Raw genomic sequence first — 17,526 nt, 5'->3', positions numbered from 1 at the left:
TTGCCCTGTCCGGCGTGTCTTCCGCCCGCCAGGAGCGGACGCCGGTCGAGTCGCCGGACCGGGAGCGGACCCGCGACGCGTCCTGGTGTCATCTGGTGCGACCCATGCCCGATTTTCCGCGCAGCCTCAGCTGCGCCGTTTCAGAAAAGCGCGATGAACCGTATGGAAATCTCCACAGCAGTACCCGTGGCAACCCTCCTGAAAAGGCGGTCCGGACCCGCGGCGGTGATCGCTGCGGCAACCCTCCTGGTCTCGGCGCCGTACGCGTCGGCGGCGCCGCGGAAGGAGTCCCCGCGGCCGGTCGTCACCGGCGTGAGGACCCTCGCCGCACTCGACTTCGCCGCCGGCGAATCCCCCGAGAACATCACCCTCAACCCCGACAACTCGCTGACCGTCTCCACGCTGGGCGGGAGCAGCGCGGCGGGCGAGCGTCCGGCACTGCTGCGGATCGACCCGTCCGGGCGGACCAGGGTGATCGTGGAGGGGCAGCCGGGCGACGGGTTCACCGGTCTCGCGCGAGGGCGCGACGGCACCGTCTACTACAACGTGTACTCCTCCGACACCTCCCGGGCCGGCGTCTGGAAGCTGTCCCCGGGCGGCACCCCCGGCCGTATCGCCGCCCTGCCCGCCGACGGACTCCCCAACGGCCTGGCCCTCGACCCCACCGGGCGCACCCTGTACGTGGCCGACAGCAGCAAGGGCGCCGTCTGGGCCGTCCCGGCCTCCGGCGGAAGGGCGACCGCCTGGCTGACCGACCCCGCCCTCGCGGCCGACCCCTCCAACCCGTTCGGCGTCAACGGGCTCCGCTTCCACCGGGGGGCGGTCTGGGTCTCCAACGCCGCGCGGGGCACCCTGCTGCGGATCCCGGTCACCGTCGCAGGTACTCCCGGCCGTATCGGCACCGTGGCCGGCGGCCTCACCGGCGTCGACGACTTCACCTTCCTCAACGACCGCTCCGACGTGGTGTTCGCCGCGCTGAACCGCCTCGGCCAGGTCGTGGTCGTCCGCCCCGGCGGGGCCACCGAGACCGTCCTGACCGCCTCGGACGGCCTCGCTTCTCCCACCTCCGTCGCGGTACGCGGAAACCGGATCTACGTCACCAACGCCGGCTTCCCCGTGCCCCACGACGCGAAGGTGCAGCGGGGGACGGTCGACCCGGCCGCACTGAACTGCGGTCCGCGCTGAGGAGCCCTCGCGTACCCGGCGCGAACGGATCCCTTCGCCGCCGACCGCGCGGGGGCGGGGTGGGACGGCTGACCTGCCGTCAGCGTCATGCACGGCCCCGGACCGCGCCGGCACCGCCATGACCCGCAGGCCGGACGGGCGGGTCGGACATCCCCGGCGCGCGGCCGACTCCTCTGCCGCCAACCGCCTCTGGACAGTGGAAGCGCTGTTCAGGGGCGGTTCTCTGGTGGGTCGGAGGCCTGGCCGGGCCTGAGGCGTCTGTGCCGGCTCCTCGCTGAGCGGGGAACGTCCGTGTCCGCCGGGGGCGGGCGACCCGGTGATCGTCCGTACGCGAGAGGCCCCTGGTGAACGAGTGATGAAGTGTCAGCACAGCGCCGCTGATGTATCGCCATGACATCGAACCCTGTGATTCGCCCTTGGATGTCACTCTTTTCCCGGTCCGGCAGTGACCACGTCGGACAAGAATTTCAGGAACCGGAGTGCATTCACCATGCGTCAACCGCTTTCCCGGACAGCCCTCAAGCGTGCGGTCATAGCCGGCGCCGTCAGCCTCACCGCGACCCTGGGGCTCGTCGCCCCGGCACACGCCGACAACGGGGTCGTCAACATCCGCGGCAAGGAGTCCTTCAACACGGACACACTGCTGAACTCCCTGTGCAACGGTGACACCGGCACCACGTACTGGTTCATCAACGTGCAGACCGGTCAGCTCACCGCCGACTCGGGCCACGGCCTGCCGCCGAAGGACCTGCCGCCTCCGATCGAGATGTTCCAGGGCCACTGCTCCTACCCCAAGTCGTCCAGCTGGACCTGGACGGGCTCGGAGTCGCGGGTGAGCAACACCCTTGTCAACTGCAGCTCCGGCAGCCAGCTCAGCCAGCAACTGCAGATGAACGGTTCCACCACCAGCACCACGACCAGCAGTGTGAAGGTCGGCGGCGGCATCAAGTGGTCCGCTCTGGAGAAGGTCCTCGAGTTCAACGCGGGGGCCGAGTACACGAAGAGCTGGTCGTACGCGAAGGCCTCGGGCTGGTCCACCACCACCGGCATCACGGTGCCCCCGAAGCGGGTCGGCTGGCTGGCCCTGCGGCCCGAGATGCGGACGGTCCGCAGCAACCCGTTCTTCCACATCGACAGCTACAGCTGGGGCGACGGTCACGGGCACGTGACCCGGTCCAACTCGTGGCGCGGCCGTGGTTACTCCAACATCAACTCGCAGGGTGCCTACTACGACGCCGTCGGCAACGTGCTCGACGGCCAGGGCAAGCCTGCGGGCCAGTACGTGGCGCGTGACCGCGCGGTCACCTCGTCCGACCGCTGCTGAGACGGCCACAGGCTGACATGTCCCCACACCCGCCCGGCGACGAATGCCGCCGGGCGGGCACGTGTGCAGGCATGGGGGAGTCCGGTTCCGTCCCGGGAAGGAGCGCAATCGCCCCGGGCCCGGACGGCTGCCGGACCATTCGTGAGCGTCGGCCCCGCCGTAGCGGGCCCTCCCGCCCCCTTGTCATCCCAGCTCGGTGATCGGAGACTCCGGGTGAGTCGGAACGGAGGCTGTCCGGGCCTCCGCCGACGAGCGCCCCAGGCGGCGCGGAGGGAGTGTCCGTCGGGGGCGCTCGGGCCCGGTCACCGGGTGCCCGGGGGAGAGCGGACGTCTGTGACCCAGGTGGGCGAGGACCATGATCCCGCCTCGGGAGTCGGTTGTGTCCCCTGCTGCCGAGGGCAATCACTCTGTGACCCGGGTGCGATGGTTCGGTGGGGGACGGGACACCGGTGCGACGCCGAGCTGCGCCGTCGCGTCACTTCCCAGGGCGTCGCCCGTCGCGGGCGCGCACGTACGGCACGTCCTGAACCCGGGAGCGCCACTCGGCGGGGTGAGGATCGCTCCGTGGGCGCGGGCTGCGCAACTCACGCAGATCGCCGAGTCGCCGGACCGGACCGGAGGCCGGGTCCACGGGTCTCTCGGGTCGACCTGTGAGGGGAATACCTGCTTACACCAGCGGATGCGAGCGTCAAAGCCCTGAACAGGGGCAAAGCCATGCCGGAGAACGGCACTCTCGGTCCGTGCGGGCGTAGGGGACGGGATGGAGACGGTCCTCTCCGTGACGGTTCCCGACGTGACGGTCGGGTGGCGGGAACACCGCTCGCCGCTCGTGGGCGGCGCATCGAGATCGTCCGCTGTGGCGGCGTCCTGTCCTCAGCCGAAGACGGTGTTCTGGAGAGCTGTGGCGTAGCGGTCGAGCAGTGCGCCGAACAGGGTGATGTCGTCCTGCGACCAGTCGTGCAGCAACTCGCCGAGCATGGCGATCGACGTGTCCACGACGGCCTGGTGGGTGCGACGGCCGGCCACGGTCACGGTGATGCTCACGGCACGCTGGTCGTTCTCGTCGGTCGCTCGTTCGACGAGCCCTCGGGTCTCCATGCGGGCAAGCACCTTGCTCACGTTGGAGGCGCCGGTTCCGGTCTGCTGCGCCACGTGCGAGGGCCGGGCCGAACCGCCCGCGCGCATCAGGACGTTGAGCACCGTCATCGATGCCGGATCGATGCCCGCCCCCGCGCGCTCGATGATGATCTCCTGCATTCCGGCCGCGGCCCAGCGGCTCAGGATGTTGGCGAAGGAGTCGTGAAGCACGGTCAGTCCGGCCACCTCCGATGTGGTCGCGGCGTCGCTCGGTGTCGCTCGCGCCATGTGTACTTGTCCTTTCTGCCGATCCGGGTGCCCTTCCGTGCATCCGGACAGCCGTCGCCGTCATGATCTCATCGCGGCGTGCGGTGGTACAGCGGCCCTGCCCCCGCCGTGCTCCGTGCGGACCGATCCGGAACGAACCCTTGCCCTCGGTGCGGGGCGGGTTTACTGTCCACGGGACAGTAAATGGCGGCATGTCCCGGGCCGCGATCGGGGCGAGCCGTGACCGCCCGCACATCGCCGAACCGTTCCTTCGTCGCGCCGTCGGGCCAGCACCGGCACGCACCTGGTATGCGGATTGTGCTCGATCCCCCCGGACGAGGGAGCGTTCGTGGGGCATGACCCCAGACCCGGGCCAGTGGCCGCCGAGGCGGAAGCCCGGTATCCGCTCCTGGAGCGCTACACCGAGAGAGCCGTACGTCCTTCCCGGCGGCCGCCCGACTTCCGTCGCTCAGGCGCCCCGCCGTCCATCCGCTGCAGTCCCCCGCACCCTCGACGGCGACGCAACTGTCCGGGAGCGAGCCCAACGAACCTCACGGAGGTACGTATGACCGAGATCTACGAAGCCCGGCAGCTGACCACCGGCTACAGCTGGACAGAGTGTCCGCGCTGGCACGACGGGCGCCTCTACTTCTCCGACATGTACAACCACCGCGTCGTCACCGTGACCGAGGACGGTGAGGCCGACGTCTACCTCGACCTGAGCGACCGCAAGAGCCTCGTCGACGAGGAAGTCGTGTGCGTCGGTACCGGATTCCTCCCGGACGGCCGCCTCCTCGTCAACTCCATGTGGGAGCAGGTCGTCCTGGTGTACGACGGCAGCACCACGGAGGTCTACGCGGACCTGCGCGGCCTGGCGGCCAGCCCGATCAACGACATGGTGGTGGACGCCCACGGCCGGGCCTACATCAGCCAGCTCGGCTACAACCTCTTCGTCGGCGAGAGCCCGGCCAAGGCCCCCCTGCTGGTCGTGGAGCCGGACGGTACCCCGCGCGTCGCCGAGGAGGGCGGCCTCTTCGACGGCGCCAACGGAATGGGCATCACCGCGGACGGCCGCACGCTGATCACCGCCGAGATCGACGGACTGCGGCTGACCGCCGTGGAGATCGAGGACGACGGCTCGTTCGGAGCCCGCCGCACGTTCTTCGACGGCGGGCTCATGATCGACGGGTTGTGCGTCGACGAGAAGGGCGCGGTCTGGGGGGCCTCTCCGATCAGCGGTGTGCAGCGGATCCCGGAAGGCGGTCCGGCCGTGGCCTCCGTCGGCCTTCCGACCGAGCAGGCGGGCATGAGTGTGTCGTGCACACTCGGGGGCGCCGACCGCAGAACCCTGTTCATCACCTGCGGCAAGGAGGTCTTCGACCGACAGAAGTCCCGTAAGGAGGGCCAGGGTTCGATCTGGGCCGCCCGGGTCCACGTGCCGGGCGGGACCACCCGCCCCTGACGCGCGAACGGATCGGCTCCGGGGCCACCGGCCCTCCGGTGCCTTCGATCCGCCCGTCCCACGGCGGTCGGTGAAGCCGCCCCGGGGCACCGACCACTTCCCGGATCCTCAGGACCACGCCCTCGCGCCACCTGTGCGGGTCCCCTCCGCAGCCACGCTGCTCACGTCTCCCCTCTCCGGCCAACGCCGTCGACCACACCGGCTCAATGACGAGAACGACGAGGTACTGACATGGCATCACTCGACTTCACCGGACGCGCGGTCGTCGTCACCGGCGCCGGCCGCGGTATCGGCCGCGCCCACGCCAGGCTGCTCGCCGCCCGCGGCGCGTCCGTGGTCGTCTGCGACCCCGGTGGCGACACGGACGGCGCGAACCCCTCCGCCGCACCCGCCGAGGAGGTCGTCAAGGAGATCGTCGCGGCCGGCGGTACCGCTGTGGCCTCGACGGCGTCCGTCGCCACCGAGGAGGGTGCCGCGGCGATCGTGCAGGCCGCGCTCGACTCCTTCGGCCGCCTCGACGCCGTGATCAACAACGCCGGCATCTTCCGGCCGGAACCCTTCGCCGAGGTCGCCCCGGAGACGTACCAGAAGTACCTGGACGTGCACTACCTCGGCAGCCTCCTGGTGTCCCGCGCCGCCTGGCCGCATCTCGCGGCCTCGGGAGACGGACGCATCGTCAACACCGTCTCGGCCTCCCTGCTCGGCGTACCCGACATGGTCCACTACGGCTCCGCCAAGGGGGCCGTCTACGGCCTGACCCGCAACCTCGCCGTCGCGGGCCACACGGCCGGGATCAAGGTGAACGCGGTGGCCCCCGGCGCGGGCACCCGCATGGTCGAGCTCACCGGCGACACCCTGCCGGAGGGGATGCTGGAGTACATGATGACCAGCATGCCGCCCGAGCTGGTGTCACCGGTCGCGGCCTACCTGGCGCACGAGAGCTGTGCCGTCAACGGCGAGGTCTTCAACGTCGCGGGTGGCCTGGTCAACCGCATGGTCATGGTCAACACCACGGGCATCGTCGACCCGGACCTCACCCCGGAGACGGTCGCCGAGCGCATCGAGGAGATCCTCGGCACCGACGGCGCGCAGCCCGTCGCCATGATGCTGCCCCAGGCTCAGCCCTGACGTCGAGTCGACTCCGGCCGGGGTACCAAGCCCCATGGCCCACCACCCCGCTCCCACCCATCATCAGGACCCGTATGTCTAGGAGGGAACCCATGGCGGACGAGACATGGACCGTGGAGGTGGACAGGGAAGCATGCATCGGCTCGGGCGTCTGCGCCTCCGTCGCACCCCTCCACTTCTCCGTCGAGGACGGAAGATCCCAGCCCCGTGCCGAACGCGTGGCACCCGTCGAGGAGTTGCGCGACGTGGTCGTCCTGTGCCCCGGTGCGGCCGTCATCGTCCGCGACGGAGTCGGCGAACCCGTCGAATGACCCGGTTCCCTCCTCTTCCCACCGTTCCACCCGTTTCCACTTCCGCTTCCGCCTCTGTCGAGGGAGACACGCGATGACCAGTGAGACCGCGCCCTTCCCGTTCCCGCCGATGCCACCGGAGGAGGCCCTGGAGGCCTTCCGCAAGGTGCGCGCGGACCGGCCGATGACCAAGGTGACGATGCCCTACGGCGGTGACGTGTGGGTGATCCACCGGCACGCCGCCGCCAAACGGATGCTTGAGGACCGCCGCTTCGTCCGGCAGCCCTTCCGCGAGCGGGAGGTGCCGTACTTCGTCCAGTTCCCGCCGTTCCTGCTGAGTACCTTCCAGTGGGCCGACCCGCCGGAGCACACCCGCTTGCGCCGGCTGGTCGCCCGCGCCTTCACCGCCCGTCGCGTCGAGCAACTCCGGCTGCGCGCACAGGAGATGGCGGACACCCTCCTCGACCGTATGACCGCCGACGGACGTACGGAGGGGGACTTCGCCAAGGAATTCGCCATCCCCTTCCCCATCCGGGTGCTGTGTGAGCTGATCGGTGTCCCGGAGGAGGACCGGGACAGGTTCATCGGCTGGTCCCACGCCCTGCTCGCGGTCTCCGGGATGACGGAGGAGCAGGTCACGCAGAACAGCATCGAGCTGTACGGCTACCTCGCCGAGCTCATCGCACGGCGGCGCGCCGAGCCTCGGGAGGACCTGCTCAGCTTGCTGGCCGTGGCGGAGCAGAAGGACGACTCGCTCACCGACGACGAGATTCTGCCCATCGCGATGCTCGTCCTGGTCGGCGGATTCGACAACACCGCCAACTTCATCACGCTCGGTGTCACCACGATGATGCACAACCCCGACCATCTGAAGCTGCTCCTGACGGACATCGACACCATCACCCCCACCCTGGTCGAGGAGACACTCCGCCACGGAGGGTTCGTGCAGGGACAACCCGTCGGTGGCGGCGGGGGCCTGCCCCCGCACCTCGCGAGCGAGGACGTGGAGATCGACGGTCAGTTGATCCGCGCGGGCGAATGCGTGCTCGTGGACATCACAGCCGCCAACCACGACGAGAACGCCTTCGAGGCCCCGCACGCCTTCGACATCACCCGCAAGCCCAACCCGCACCTGACGCTCAGTCACGGCCTGCACCACTGCCTGGGCGCGCCCCTGGCGCGGATGGAGATGCAGGTGGCCCTGGCCGCCGTCTTCCGCCGACTGCCCGGACTGCGCCTGACGGGCGAGGCCGTCGAGGTGACGGAGACCCTGACCGGCGGCGTCAGCAGCCTGCCCGTGGCCTGGTGAGCGACCTGTCCCCGCCGCCGGTGGCACGACGTGTGGCGGTCGTCGGCGCCGGCCCCGCCGGCCTCTACGCGGCCGAAGAACTGATCCGCCAGGGTCGGCACGACGTGCGCGTCGACGTGCTGGACCGGTTGCCGGCCCCGTACGGCCTGGTGCGCTACGGCGTCGCCCCCGACCATCCCCGGATCAAGTCGATCACCGGCTCGCTGCGCAAGGTGCTGGACGATCCGCGCGTCGCCTTTCACGGCGGGGTCGAACTGGGGACGGACGTCACACGGAGCGAGCTCCTCGACCACTACGACGCGGTGGTCTACGCGGCCGGTGCGGCGGGCGACCGCCGCCTCGGCATCCCCGGCGAGGACCTTGCCGGGAGTTGCTCCGCAAGGGCGTTCGTGTCCTGGTACAGCGGTCACCCGGACGCGCCCGCGCCGCTACCGCTCGACATGGAGCGACTGGCCGTGGTCGGCGCCGGGAACGTGGCTCTCGACGTGGCGCGGGTCCTCGCCCGACCGGTCGCGGACCTGGAGCGCACGGACATGCCGGAGCCGGTGCTGGCCGCGCTGCGCGCCAGCGCGGTTCGCGAGATCGTGGTGCTCGCCAGGCGCGGGCCCCAGCACGCCCGCTTCACCCCCAAGGAGTTGCGGGAGCTGGGCGGACTCGACGGGGTGGACGTCATCGTCGACCCGCGGCAGCTCGTCCTGCCGGAGGGCGCGGAACCGGACCGTTCGACCAAGGCCAACCTCCGCGCCCTGGCCGAACTCGCGGCCGCCCCGCTCCGTGGCGCACCACGCCGCATCGAACTGCGCTTCCACGCCAGGCCACGCCGGGTGCTGGGGGAGCACCGGGTGGCGGGGCTGATGACGGAGCGCACCCATGACGGGCCCGACGGCGCGTCGGTGGGTACCGGCGAACTCGACACCCTGCGGGTCGGCGCCGTGCTGCGCGCGGTCGGCTATCGAGGTCTCCCGCTGGACACCGTTCCCTTCGACGAAACCCGTGGTGTCGTACCCAACGACCGAGGGCGGGTGCTCGACGCGAAGGGGGCGCTGTGCCCGGGGGAGTATGTCACCGGCTGGCTCAAACGCGGGCCCAGCGGTGTCATCGGCACCAACAAGCTCGATTCCGCCGAGACGGTGGCGCTGCTCGTCGACGACCTGGACCGCTTGCCGGACCGGAGACTCCTCGATCTTGAAGCCATGCTGATCAGGCGCGGAGTCCGCCCCGTCGGCCTGTCCGGCTGGGCCAGGATCGATTCCGCCGAGCGGGAACTCGGTGCGAGCCGTGGCCGGGACCGTACGAAGATCGCCGACTGGCCGACGCTGACGCGGATCGGCCGTTCGCCCCACCTCGTACCAGCGGAACCGGAGGAACTGCCGTGGCCTTCTTGATCGGCGACGCCTGCGTCGATGTCAAGGACCGGACCTGCACGTCCGTGTGCCCCGTCGACTGCATCTACGAGGGCGACCGCAAGCTGTACATCAACCCCGCCGAATGCATCGACTGTGGTGCCTGCGAGCCGCTCTGTCCGGTGGAGGCCATCTACATCGAGGACGACGTGCCCGACGCGCTGCGCTGGGCTGTCGCCGACAACGAGGCCTTCTTCAGCCAGTCGTTGCCGGGACGGGACACCCCGCTCGGACCGGCGCCCGGCGGCGCGCGTGATCTGGGCCCTATCGGGGCGGACACCCCGTACATCGCGGCGCTGCCGAGTGGGTGGCGCGGGACCCGTCCGTGACCGGCAGGGCGCGGGCGGCACGGTCAGGACGCCGTGTCGCGTGTCCCGTGACGCGCCACCGTGCTCGTGGGGCCGGTGGGCCGACCGCCGGCCCCGGGCCGTGATTCGCGCCACGAGTCCACTGAGCGGAACGTGGCGTGGCCCGTCGTCTCGGCCGGTGATTAGTGTCGGCCGCGTGGAGCTGGACGTCCCGCACGGGGGCGGTTCCCGAACTAGTGAGGAAGTACACGGATGGCAGACCGAACCCACGGAGGGACGGCAGTGGACAAGGCCGCCGCAGTGCGCGTGGCGGCTGAGCGGTTGTCCCGCGCCGGGACGGAGCGTAGTCCGTGCGCTCCGGTCCGTGACGTGCTCGGAGCGACGGACATAGCGGCGGCGTACGAGGTGCAGCGGCAGCTGGCACAGCGGAAACTGGACCTCGGCGCGCGCGTGGTGGGCCGCAAGATCGGCCTGACCTCGGCGGCGGTACAGCGCCAGGTGGGCGTCGACCGTCCCGACTTCGGCATCCTCTTCGACGACATGGACGTGTCGGACCGGGCCGCAGCCGTGCCCAGCGAGCGGCTGCTGCAGCCCCGCGTCGAGGCCGAGATCGCGTTCGTCCTCGGCGCCGACCTGGACGTGGAGGATCTGGACCTCAAACGGGTGCGCGAGGCCGTGGACCATGCCCGGGCCGCCCTGGAGATCGTGGACAGCCGGATCGCCGGCTGGGACATCGCGATCGCGGACACCATCGCCGACAACGCCTCCTCCGGCCTGTTCGTCCTGGGTCCCGAGCAGGTGACCCTCGACGGCTTCGAGCCGCGCGAGGCCACCATGACGATGACCCTCGACGGGCTTGAGGCGTCGACGGGCGACGGAGCCGCCTGTCTCGGGGATCCGCTGGAAGCCCTGCTCTGGCTCGCGCACACCGCCCGCGAGTTCGGGGAGCCGCTGCGCGCCGGGCAGGTCGTGCTCTCGGGGGCGCTCGGCCCCCTGGTGCCGGTAGGTCCCGGAGCCGTCGTACACGCCGAGATCTCCGGGCTCGGCTCCGTATCCGCCACGTTCACCGACACGAAGTGAGGTCGAGGTGAAGAAGACCAAGGTCGCCGTCATCGGGTCCGGCAACATCGGCACCGATCTGATGATCAAAGTGATGCGGCTCTCGGACAGCCTGGAGATGGCCGCGCTGGTGGGCATCGACCCGGAGTCGGACGGCCTCGCCCGCGCCGCCCGGCTCAAGGTGCCCACCACCGCGGAGGGTGTGGAAGGCCTGATCGCGATGGAGGGCTTCGAGGACATCGCTGTCATCTTCGACGCCACCTCCGCCAAGGCCCACGTGGAGAACGCGAAGCGGCTCGCCCCGTACGGCAAGATCCTGGTGGATCTCACCCCCGCCGCCATCGGACCCTACGTCGTCCCGCCGGTCAACCTGGACGAGCATGTGGAGACGTCCGCGACGAACCTCAACATGGTGACCTGCGGCGGCCAGGCCACCATCCCGATCGTGCACGCGGTCAGCCGGATCACCCCGGTCGCCTACGCCGAGATCGTCGCGTCGATCGCGTCCCGCTCGGCCGGCCCCGGCACCCGGGCCAACATCGACGAGTTCACGGAGACCACCTCCGCGGCCATCGCCTCCGTCGGCGGTGCCCTGCGCGGCAAGGCGGTCATCGTGCTCAACCCGGCCGAACCGCCGCTGATCATGCGGGACACCGTCTACTGCCTGACCGGTGACGTGGACGAGCGGGCGGTCGCCGACTCGGTCGCCGCGATGGTGGCGGCCGTCGCCGAGTACGTGCCGGGCTACCGGCTCAAGCAGGAGGTCCAGTTCACACCCGTGCCGCCGGACGAGCCGGTGCACACCCTGCTGCCGCCCGGAGCACCCGAGGTGACCACCAAGGTCACCGTCTTCCTGGAGGTCGAGGGCGCCGCCCACTACCTGCCCGCCTACGCCGGCAATCTCGACATCATGACCTCCGCCGCCCTCCGCGTCGCCGAGCGCTTCGCCGAGCGCGTCCTGACCGAGGCGACCCGATGACCACAACGAGCCCCCGACCGGCGCCCGCAGAAAGGACGGTGGACCGGTGACCGGTACCGCCTCGCCCCGCCTCTACGTCCAGGACGTCACTCTGCGGGACGGCATGCACGCCGTCCGGCACCGCATCCAGCCCGCCGACGTCACCCGAATCGTGCGCGCTCTCGACGCCGCCGGAGTGGACGCCATCGAGGTGGCCCACGGCGACGGCCTGGCCGGCGGCAGCCTCAACTACGGGCCCGGCAGCCACAGCGACTGGGAGTGGATCGAGGCAGCGGCCGACGCGATCGACCGGGCCGTCCTCACCTCTCTGTTGCTGCCCGGCATCGGCACCATCGCCGAGCTCAAGCAGGCCTACGCGCTCGGCGTGCGCTCGGTGCGCATCGCCACCCACTGCACGGAGGCCGACGTGTCGGCCCAGCACATCTCCACCGCACGCGAGCTGGGCATGGACGTCGCCGGCTTCCTGATGATGGCGCACATGGCGCCCCCCGCCGAACTGGCCCGCCAGGCCGCCCTCATGGAGTCCTACGGCGCCCACTGCGTCTACGTCACCGACTCCGGCGGACGCCTCACCATGCAGGGCGTCCGCGACCGAGTCCGCGCCTACCGTGACGTCCTGGACGAGGGCACCCAGATCGGCATCCACGCCCATGAGAACCTCTCCCTGTCGGTCGCCAACTCGGTGGTGGCGGTGGAGGAGGGGGCGATCCGGGTCGACGCCTCGCTGGCCGGGCAGGGCGCAGGAGCGGGCAACTGCCCCGTCGAGGCCTTCATCGCCGTGGCCAACCTGAGCGGCTGGAAGCACGACTGTGACCTGTTCGCCCTGCAGGACGCCGCCGACGACCTCGTACGGCCGCTGCAGGACCGGCCCGTCCGCGTGGACCGGGAGACGCTCACCCTCGGGTACGCGGGCGCGTACTCCAGCTTCCTGCGCCATGCCGAGGCCGCTGCCGATCGCTACGGCCTGGACGCCCGGGACATCCTCGTGGAGGTCGGGCGACGAGGGCTGGTCGGCGGCCAGGAGGACATGATCGTGGACATCGCGCTCGACCTCGTCGTGGCCGCGACGAAGGGGTGAGGGCGAGACCCGGAGCAGGCCGGTTTGGGGCGGGAGGGGCCGTGAGTGCCTCCCGCCCCTTGCCGTTTCCGGGTCCGCCCGAAGTTCCGCAAAATACTGTCCGTCGGACATCTTCCCAGTCGTATGTGCCGCTGCTAACGTCAAAATTAGATTTCATTCTAGTTTCGGCGAGAGGTGCTGTCATGAACTCAGCGCTGAGCAGGCTGGCCGGGTCCACACTTCAGCGGGAGGCGCTACCCCCGTCGATGGTCGAGCGGATCACCCTGATCATGGATCTCTTCGACCGTCCGTACGCCCACCTGAGCCTGGAGGACGTCACCTGCCGCACCCGTCTGCCCCGTTCCACGTCGCACCGGATTCTGGACCAACTCGTGGGCGTGGGCTGGCTGGAGCACATGGCGACGGGCTACCGGCTCGGCCCCAGGGCCCTCGGACTCGGCGGCCGGGACACCGGCCACAGCGCGCTGCGCGCCGCCGCCGCTCCCGCGCTCCACCAACTCGCCGTGCGTACCGGGATGGTGGTGCATCTCGCGGTCCTGGAGGACACCGAGATCTACTACTTGGACAAGGTCGGTGGCAGGTCCGCCGTCGACGTGCCCTCCCGGGTCGGCGGACGCGCGCCGGCCCACTGCACGGCGCTCGGCAAGGCCATGCTCGCCTGGCTGACACCCGACCAGATCGAGTACGAGTACGCCGAGGGCGTCCCGGCCCGTACGGCCGGCAGCATCGCCAGCCGGGACCGGCTGCACCAGGAACTCAACCGGGTCCGGGAGCGCCACGGCCTCGCCTACGAGCGGGGCGAGTGTTTCGGTGGTGTCGGCTGCGTCGGCGTCGCCCTGCGGGGTGCGGCCGGCCCCCTGGGCGCGCTCTCCGTCGTCGGCGAGGCGGACGCGCCCCTCGAACGGTTCGCGCCGCTCGTGCTCGCCGCCGCACGCGGAATCGTGGAAGAACTCACCGGCCTGCCGCGGATGCCGCCGCCCGCCGCGCTGCCCGCCCGTCGTGCGCGCAAGGCCCCGCACCCCACCCTCCGGGCCACTACCGAGCGGCCCGTCGCCGAGGTCGGGTAGCCCGCCGGCATCCGGGCCGGTCCCGCTGGACGGGACGCGTGTGCCCCGGCTCGACGCGCCCCCGGTTAGCGTCCGTGAGGACAGTGCTCCCGATCCCGGAGGTGGCGAGGACCATGACCGAGGCGACGCACCGGGCGCCCGGCTACGCCGAGACCCTGCGCGAACTTCCGACGGACGAAGGCATGTTGCGCTACCACGAGGTCGGGGACGGTCCGCCCCTGCTGTTGCTGCACGGTTCCGGCCCCGGGGTGACCGGCTGGCGCAACTACCGGGGCAACCTCGCCACGTTCGCCCGGCACTTCCGCTGCCTCGTCCTGGAGTTCCCGGGGTTCGGGGTGAGCGATCCGACCGACGAGCACCCGATGGTGGCCGCGCCGAAGGCCGTGTCACGCTTCCTGGACGGGCTGGGCCTCGACCGGGTCGACGTGGTGGGCAACTCCATGGGCGGGATCGTCGCGGTGAACCTGGCGATCGCCCGGCCCGGCCTGTTCCGGCGCATCGTGACCGTCGGTGGGATCGGCCGCAGTCTGTTCAGCCCGGCCCCGGGCGAGGGCATCAACCTGCTGGTGGACTTCACCGAGAACCCGACCCGGGAAGCCCTGGTGCGCTGGATGCACGCGATGGTGTACGACCCGGCTGTCGTCACCGACGAGATGGTGGAGGAACGCTGGACGCAGGCCACCGACCCGGACACCCTCGCCGCGGCCCGGCGGATGTACGGACGCAAGGCGATCGCGGCGGGCTTCGCGGCGGCGGAGGCGAGCGACCGGCCGCCGTACTGGGCCATGCTGCACAAGGTCACCGCCCCCACCCTGGTCACCTGGGGCCGCGACGACCGGGTCAGCCCGCTGGACATGTCCCTGGTGCCCATGCGCACCATGCCGAGCGCGGAGCTGCACGTCCTGCCCCGGTGCGGTCACTGGGTGATGATCGAGCAGCAGGCCGCCTGGGAGAGCGCCGTACTCGCCTTCCTCACCAGGCCCGGCGACGAGACCTGAGACCACCGTCCACATCCGGACGCCGGCGCGGCGGCCTCTATCCTGGAACGGCCGAGGGCCCGACCCCGGAGAACCGACAGACAGGGAGACCGGTGCCACGAGTCGCCGAGGTACGCAAAAGCGCGGCTGCACCCTCGTCCGAGCGTCAGAACGAGCGCTGGGACCGCATGCTGGCCGCCGCCGCCGAGCTCGGGGCCCACACCGCCTACGAGCAGGTCCAGATGCAGGAGATCGCGCGCGTCGCCGACGTGGCGCTCGGCACCCTCTACCGCTACTTCCCGTCCAAGGCACGGCTGTTCACCGCGGTGTTCAACGCCCGGATCGCCCGGTTCGTCGCGGAGGAATGGCCGACCGGCGACGGGGGCGGCGTCCAGAGGGTGGGCGAGCGGCTCACGGCCCTCACCCGCCGCCTCGTCGAACAGCCGCTGCTGTGCGGGTCGATGGTCCGGGCGACCACCGTCGACTACTGCGACCCGTCGGAGCCGCACGCGCCGATGGCCGAGGCCCACATCTACCGCGCGACCCTGCGCACGCTCGGCGTGGAGGACCCCGGCCCCGAGCTGGAGACCGCCGTCCGCATGCTGGTGTACGGCTGGTGGGGCGTCCTCGTGTCCTGCCTCAGTGGACGGACGAGCCCGGACGAGGCACGACAGCAGATCGAGCTGGCGGCGCGGCGACTCCTGGCGGGCGAGGCACCGGGGGAGGAGACGCCGGCGCGGTGAACCCCCGCCGGCGCCCGGCCGCCCCCGCTCAGTCCGCCGCCACCGCCTGCCGCGCCCGCCCGGCCGCGTGTTCCACCGCGAGATGCGCGAACACCATGGCGGGGCCGATCGTGGCCCCCGCGCCCGCGTAGTCGTTGCCCATCACCGAGGCGGACACGTTCCCCGAGGCGTACAGCCCCTCCACCGCGCCGCCGTCCTCGCGCAGTACCCGTCCCGCCGGGTCGGTGACGAGACCGCCCTTCGTGCCGAGGTCACCGGCCTCGATCCGGACGGCGTAGTAGGGCCCGGCGTCGATGGTGTCGAGCACCGGGTTGGGCAGGGTCGGGTCGCCGTAGTAGTGGTCGTACGCGCTGTCGCCCCGGCCGAAGTCGCGGTCCTTGCCCTCCCGGGCGAAGGTGTTGAAACGCTCCACGGTCTCCCGCAGCGCGTCCGCGGGCACCCCGATCGCCTCGGCCAGCGCGGACAGGCTCTCCGCCTTGGCGGCCAGACCGGTGCGGTACCACTCCGCCGGGAAGTCCTTGCCGGGCAGCACACCCGCGAACTGGTAACGGCGGCGTGCCTTCGCGTCGAAGATCTCGTACGCCGGGATGTGGCCGCCGTCGAGCTGGGCGTGCACGAAGTTGACGTACGGCGCCGACTCGTTGGCGAACCGGCGGCCCTCGGAGTTCACGATGACCATCGGCGGGATGCAGCGCTCGGAGACCAGCGGGAAGACGCCACCCTCCGGCAGGGCCACGCCCGGCATCCACCACGCGTCGTCCATCAGGTCGGTGGCGGCGCCCACCTGTGCGCCGAGACGATGGCCGTCGCCGGTGTTGCCGGGCGCCCCCATGCTGTGGTCGGGGCGGCCCGCCTCCGGCAGGTGCGCCTTGCGCATCTCCATGTCGTGGTCGAAGCCGCCGGTGGCCAGCAGCACGCCGTGCCGGGCCCGCACGCGCACCTCGCCGCCCACCCGCCCGACCACGGCACCGGTCACCCGTCCGTCCTCCACGACCAGCCGCGTCACGGGCGCCCGCAGCCACAGCGGGATGCCGAGGTCCTTCATGGTCAGGCGCAGCCGGGCGATCAGCGCCGCACCGAGTGACTTCATCCGGCGGCGGCGGAAGAGGTTGGACACCACGCGCCAGCCGGCCACCGGGAGCATCCGCCAGGACCGCCAGTCGCGCTGGACCATCATCAGCACCCGTGCCTCGTACCCCGTGAGCCACAGGCCCATCGGCGCGGGCACGTCCAGGCCTTTCAGGTGCCGTTCGTCCTCGCCGAGCAGCCGTCCGTCGATCGGGCGGGGCTCGATGGTGCGGCCCAGCGGCCGGCCGCCCGGCTCCTCCGGGTGGTAGTCCGAGTAGCCGGGGCACCAGCTGAACTCCATGTGGCGGCTGACGCGGTGCAGCATCTCCAGGACCTCGGGCCCTCGCTGCGCGTAGACGTCGAGCCGGTCCGCCGGGACCCGGTCGCCGACCACCGCCTGGAGGTAGCGGCGCACCTCGGTACGCGAGTCCCCGCGGCCCGCGGCCCGCAGCGTCGGGTTGTCGGGGATCCAGATCCCGCCACCGGACAGCGCGGTCGAACCGCCGAACACGTCGGCCTTCTCCACCACGAGGGCCGTCAGTCCGGCGTCGTGCGCGGCGATGGCGCCGACCATGCCGGCCGCGCCGCTGCCGACCACGAGGAGGTCGACCTCCTCGTCCCACGCGCCGTCGTCGCGCTGTGCGGTGTCCCCGTCGACGGCGGGACGGGGCTCGGGAGCCGGGGGAGTCGTGGCCATGTGGGACCTCCGTGCTGGTGCCGAACTGGTGCGGCCCGATCCTCGGATGTGGAGCCCGCCCGGACCAGACCAGGTCCCGTTCAACGGAACCGCCCGGGAGGCGAC

16 protein-coding genes are annotated in these 17,526 nt (G+C 71.3%); 14 read left to right on the top strand and 2 right to left on the bottom strand.

Going from position 1 to position 17,526, the window contains the following annotated elements; genetic code table 11:
• The first annotated feature begins 225 nt into the window (after positions 1–225).
• Both PYR72_RS04650 and PYR72_RS04645 read left to right on the top strand, forming a co-directional pair.
• Positions 226–1,185 (top strand): hypothetical protein, encoded by a 960-nt coding sequence (locus PYR72_RS04650; RefSeq protein ID WP_275454027.1) that lies wholly within the window; start codon positions 226–228, stop codon positions 1,183–1,185.
• Positions 1,186–1,675: 490 nt separating this feature from the next.
• The gene (locus tag PYR72_RS04645; protein ID WP_275454026.1) at positions 1,676–2,509 is read left to right on the top strand and encodes a hypothetical protein; all 834 of its coding nucleotides are present in this window, start codon (positions 1,676–1,678) and stop codon (positions 2,507–2,509) included.
• Between the two features lie 873 nt (positions 2,510–3,382).
• On the opposite strand, the gene PYR72_RS04640 is transcribed toward PYR72_RS04645, so the two are convergent.
• Entirely contained in the window at positions 3,383–3,874 is a 492-nt protein-coding gene (locus PYR72_RS04640; protein ID WP_275454025.1) for a MarR family transcriptional regulator, read from the bottom strand.
• 544 nt (positions 3,875–4,418) lie between these two features.
• Here PYR72_RS04640 and PYR72_RS04635 point away from each other — a divergent pair.
• The 12 genes from PYR72_RS04635 (at position 4,419) to PYR72_RS04580 (ending at position 15,656) form a co-directional block, all read left to right on the top strand.
• On the top strand, positions 4,419–5,315 hold the full coding sequence (locus PYR72_RS04635) for an SMP-30/gluconolactonase/LRE family protein (protein WP_275454024.1): 897 nt from the start codon (positions 4,419–4,421) through the stop codon (positions 5,313–5,315).
• A 231-nt stretch (positions 5,316–5,546) separates the two neighbouring features.
• Positions 5,547–6,443, top strand: a complete 897-nt coding sequence (locus PYR72_RS04630) for an SDR family NAD(P)-dependent oxidoreductase (RefSeq protein ID WP_275454023.1) — start codon at positions 5,547–5,549, stop codon at positions 6,441–6,443.
• 92 nt (positions 6,444–6,535) lie between these two features.
• A complete protein-coding gene (locus tag PYR72_RS04625) occupies positions 6,536–6,754 on the top strand; it encodes a ferredoxin (RefSeq protein WP_275454022.1) in 219 nt (72 codons plus the stop codon).
• Between the two features lie 73 nt (positions 6,755–6,827).
• Positions 6,828–8,042, top strand: coding sequence for a cytochrome P450 (locus PYR72_RS04620; protein ID WP_275454021.1), 1,215 nt, complete (start codon positions 6,828–6,830; stop codon positions 8,040–8,042).
• A complete protein-coding gene (locus tag PYR72_RS04615; RefSeq protein ID WP_275454020.1) occupies positions 8,039–9,427 on the top strand; it encodes an FAD-dependent oxidoreductase in 1,389 nt (462 codons plus the stop codon). Before PYR72_RS04620 ends, PYR72_RS04615 begins: the two co-directional genes overlap by 4 nt.
• On the top strand, positions 9,415–9,774 hold the full coding sequence (gene fdxA, locus PYR72_RS04610) for a ferredoxin (protein WP_275454019.1): 360 nt from the start codon (positions 9,415–9,417) through the stop codon (positions 9,772–9,774). The genes PYR72_RS04615 and fdxA overlap by 13 nt, the downstream gene beginning before the upstream one ends.
• A gap of 231 nt (positions 9,775–10,005) precedes the next feature.
• Positions 10,006–10,833: a fumarylacetoacetate hydrolase family protein gene (locus PYR72_RS04605; protein ID WP_275454018.1), complete on the top strand. Its 828-nt coding sequence runs from the start codon at positions 10,006–10,008 to the stop codon at positions 10,831–10,833.
• A 7-nt stretch (positions 10,834–10,840) separates the two neighbouring features.
• Positions 10,841–11,791: an acetaldehyde dehydrogenase (acetylating) gene (locus tag PYR72_RS04600; protein WP_275454017.1), complete on the top strand. Its 951-nt coding sequence runs from the start codon at positions 10,841–10,843 to the stop codon at positions 11,789–11,791.
• Between the two features lie 46 nt (positions 11,792–11,837).
• The gene (gene dmpG / locus PYR72_RS04595; protein ID WP_275454016.1) at positions 11,838–12,869 is read left to right on the top strand and encodes a 4-hydroxy-2-oxovalerate aldolase; all 1,032 of its coding nucleotides are present in this window, start codon (positions 11,838–11,840) and stop codon (positions 12,867–12,869) included.
• Positions 12,870–13,051: 182 nt separating this feature from the next.
• Positions 13,052–13,936 carry an IclR family transcriptional regulator gene (locus tag PYR72_RS04590; protein WP_275454015.1) on the top strand — a complete coding sequence of 295 codons (885 nt, stop codon included), beginning with the start codon at positions 13,052–13,054 and terminating at the stop codon, positions 13,934–13,936.
• 113 nt (positions 13,937–14,049) lie between these two features.
• Positions 14,050–14,934, top strand: a complete 885-nt coding sequence (locus PYR72_RS04585) for an alpha/beta fold hydrolase (protein WP_275454014.1) — start codon at positions 14,050–14,052, stop codon at positions 14,932–14,934.
• A 92-nt stretch (positions 14,935–15,026) separates the two neighbouring features.
• Positions 15,027–15,656 (top strand): TetR family transcriptional regulator, encoded by a 630-nt coding sequence (locus PYR72_RS04580; protein ID WP_275454013.1) that lies wholly within the window; start codon positions 15,027–15,029, stop codon positions 15,654–15,656.
• Between the two features lie 28 nt (positions 15,657–15,684).
• Here PYR72_RS04580 and PYR72_RS04575 read toward each other — a convergent pair whose 3' ends face one another.
• On the bottom strand, positions 15,685–17,421 hold the full coding sequence (locus PYR72_RS04575) for an FAD-binding protein (protein WP_275454012.1): 1,737 nt from the start codon (positions 17,419–17,421) through the stop codon (positions 15,685–15,687).
• Positions 17,422–17,526 lie beyond the last annotated feature (105 nt).

It is taken from the genome of Streptomyces sp. VNUA24, assembly GCF_029167005.1.
In the GTDB taxonomy this organism is placed as follows: Bacteria; Actinomycetota; Actinomycetes; order Streptomycetales; family Streptomycetaceae; genus Streptomyces; species Streptomyces scabiei.
This window is presented reverse-complemented; position numbering and strand designations above follow the sequence as displayed.

Bases quoted from the DNA above. Each gene is read 5' to 3' on its own strand.
- PYR72_RS04590 (WP_275454015.1), top strand. From the start codon at position 13,052: ATGAACTCAGCGCTGAGCAGGCTGGCCGGGTCCACACTTCAGCGGGAG.
- PYR72_RS04605 (WP_275454018.1), top strand. From the start codon at position 10,006: ATGGCAGACCGAACCCACGGAGGGACGGCAGTGGACAAGGCCGCCGCA.
- PYR72_RS04635 (WP_275454024.1), top strand. From the start codon at position 4,419: ATGACCGAGATCTACGAAGCCCGGCAGCTGACCACCGGCTACAGCTGG.
- PYR72_RS04575 (WP_275454012.1), bottom strand. From the start codon at position 17,421: ATGGCCACGACTCCCCCGGCTCCCGAGCCCCGTCCCGCCGTCGACGGG.
- PYR72_RS04585 (WP_275454014.1), top strand. From the start codon at position 14,050: ATGACCGAGGCGACGCACCGGGCGCCCGGCTACGCCGAGACCCTGCGC.
- PYR72_RS04620 (WP_275454021.1), top strand. From the start codon at position 6,828: ATGACCAGTGAGACCGCGCCCTTCCCGTTCCCGCCGATGCCACCGGAG.
- PYR72_RS04640 (WP_275454025.1), bottom strand. From the start codon at position 3,874: ATGGCGCGAGCGACACCGAGCGACGCCGCGACCACATCGGAGGTGGCC.
- PYR72_RS04625 (WP_275454022.1), top strand. From the start codon at position 6,536: ATGGCGGACGAGACATGGACCGTGGAGGTGGACAGGGAAGCATGCATC.
- PYR72_RS04645 (WP_275454026.1), top strand. From the start codon at position 1,676: ATGCGTCAACCGCTTTCCCGGACAGCCCTCAAGCGTGCGGTCATAGCC.
- PYR72_RS04630 (WP_275454023.1), top strand. From the start codon at position 5,547: ATGGCATCACTCGACTTCACCGGACGCGCGGTCGTCGTCACCGGCGCC.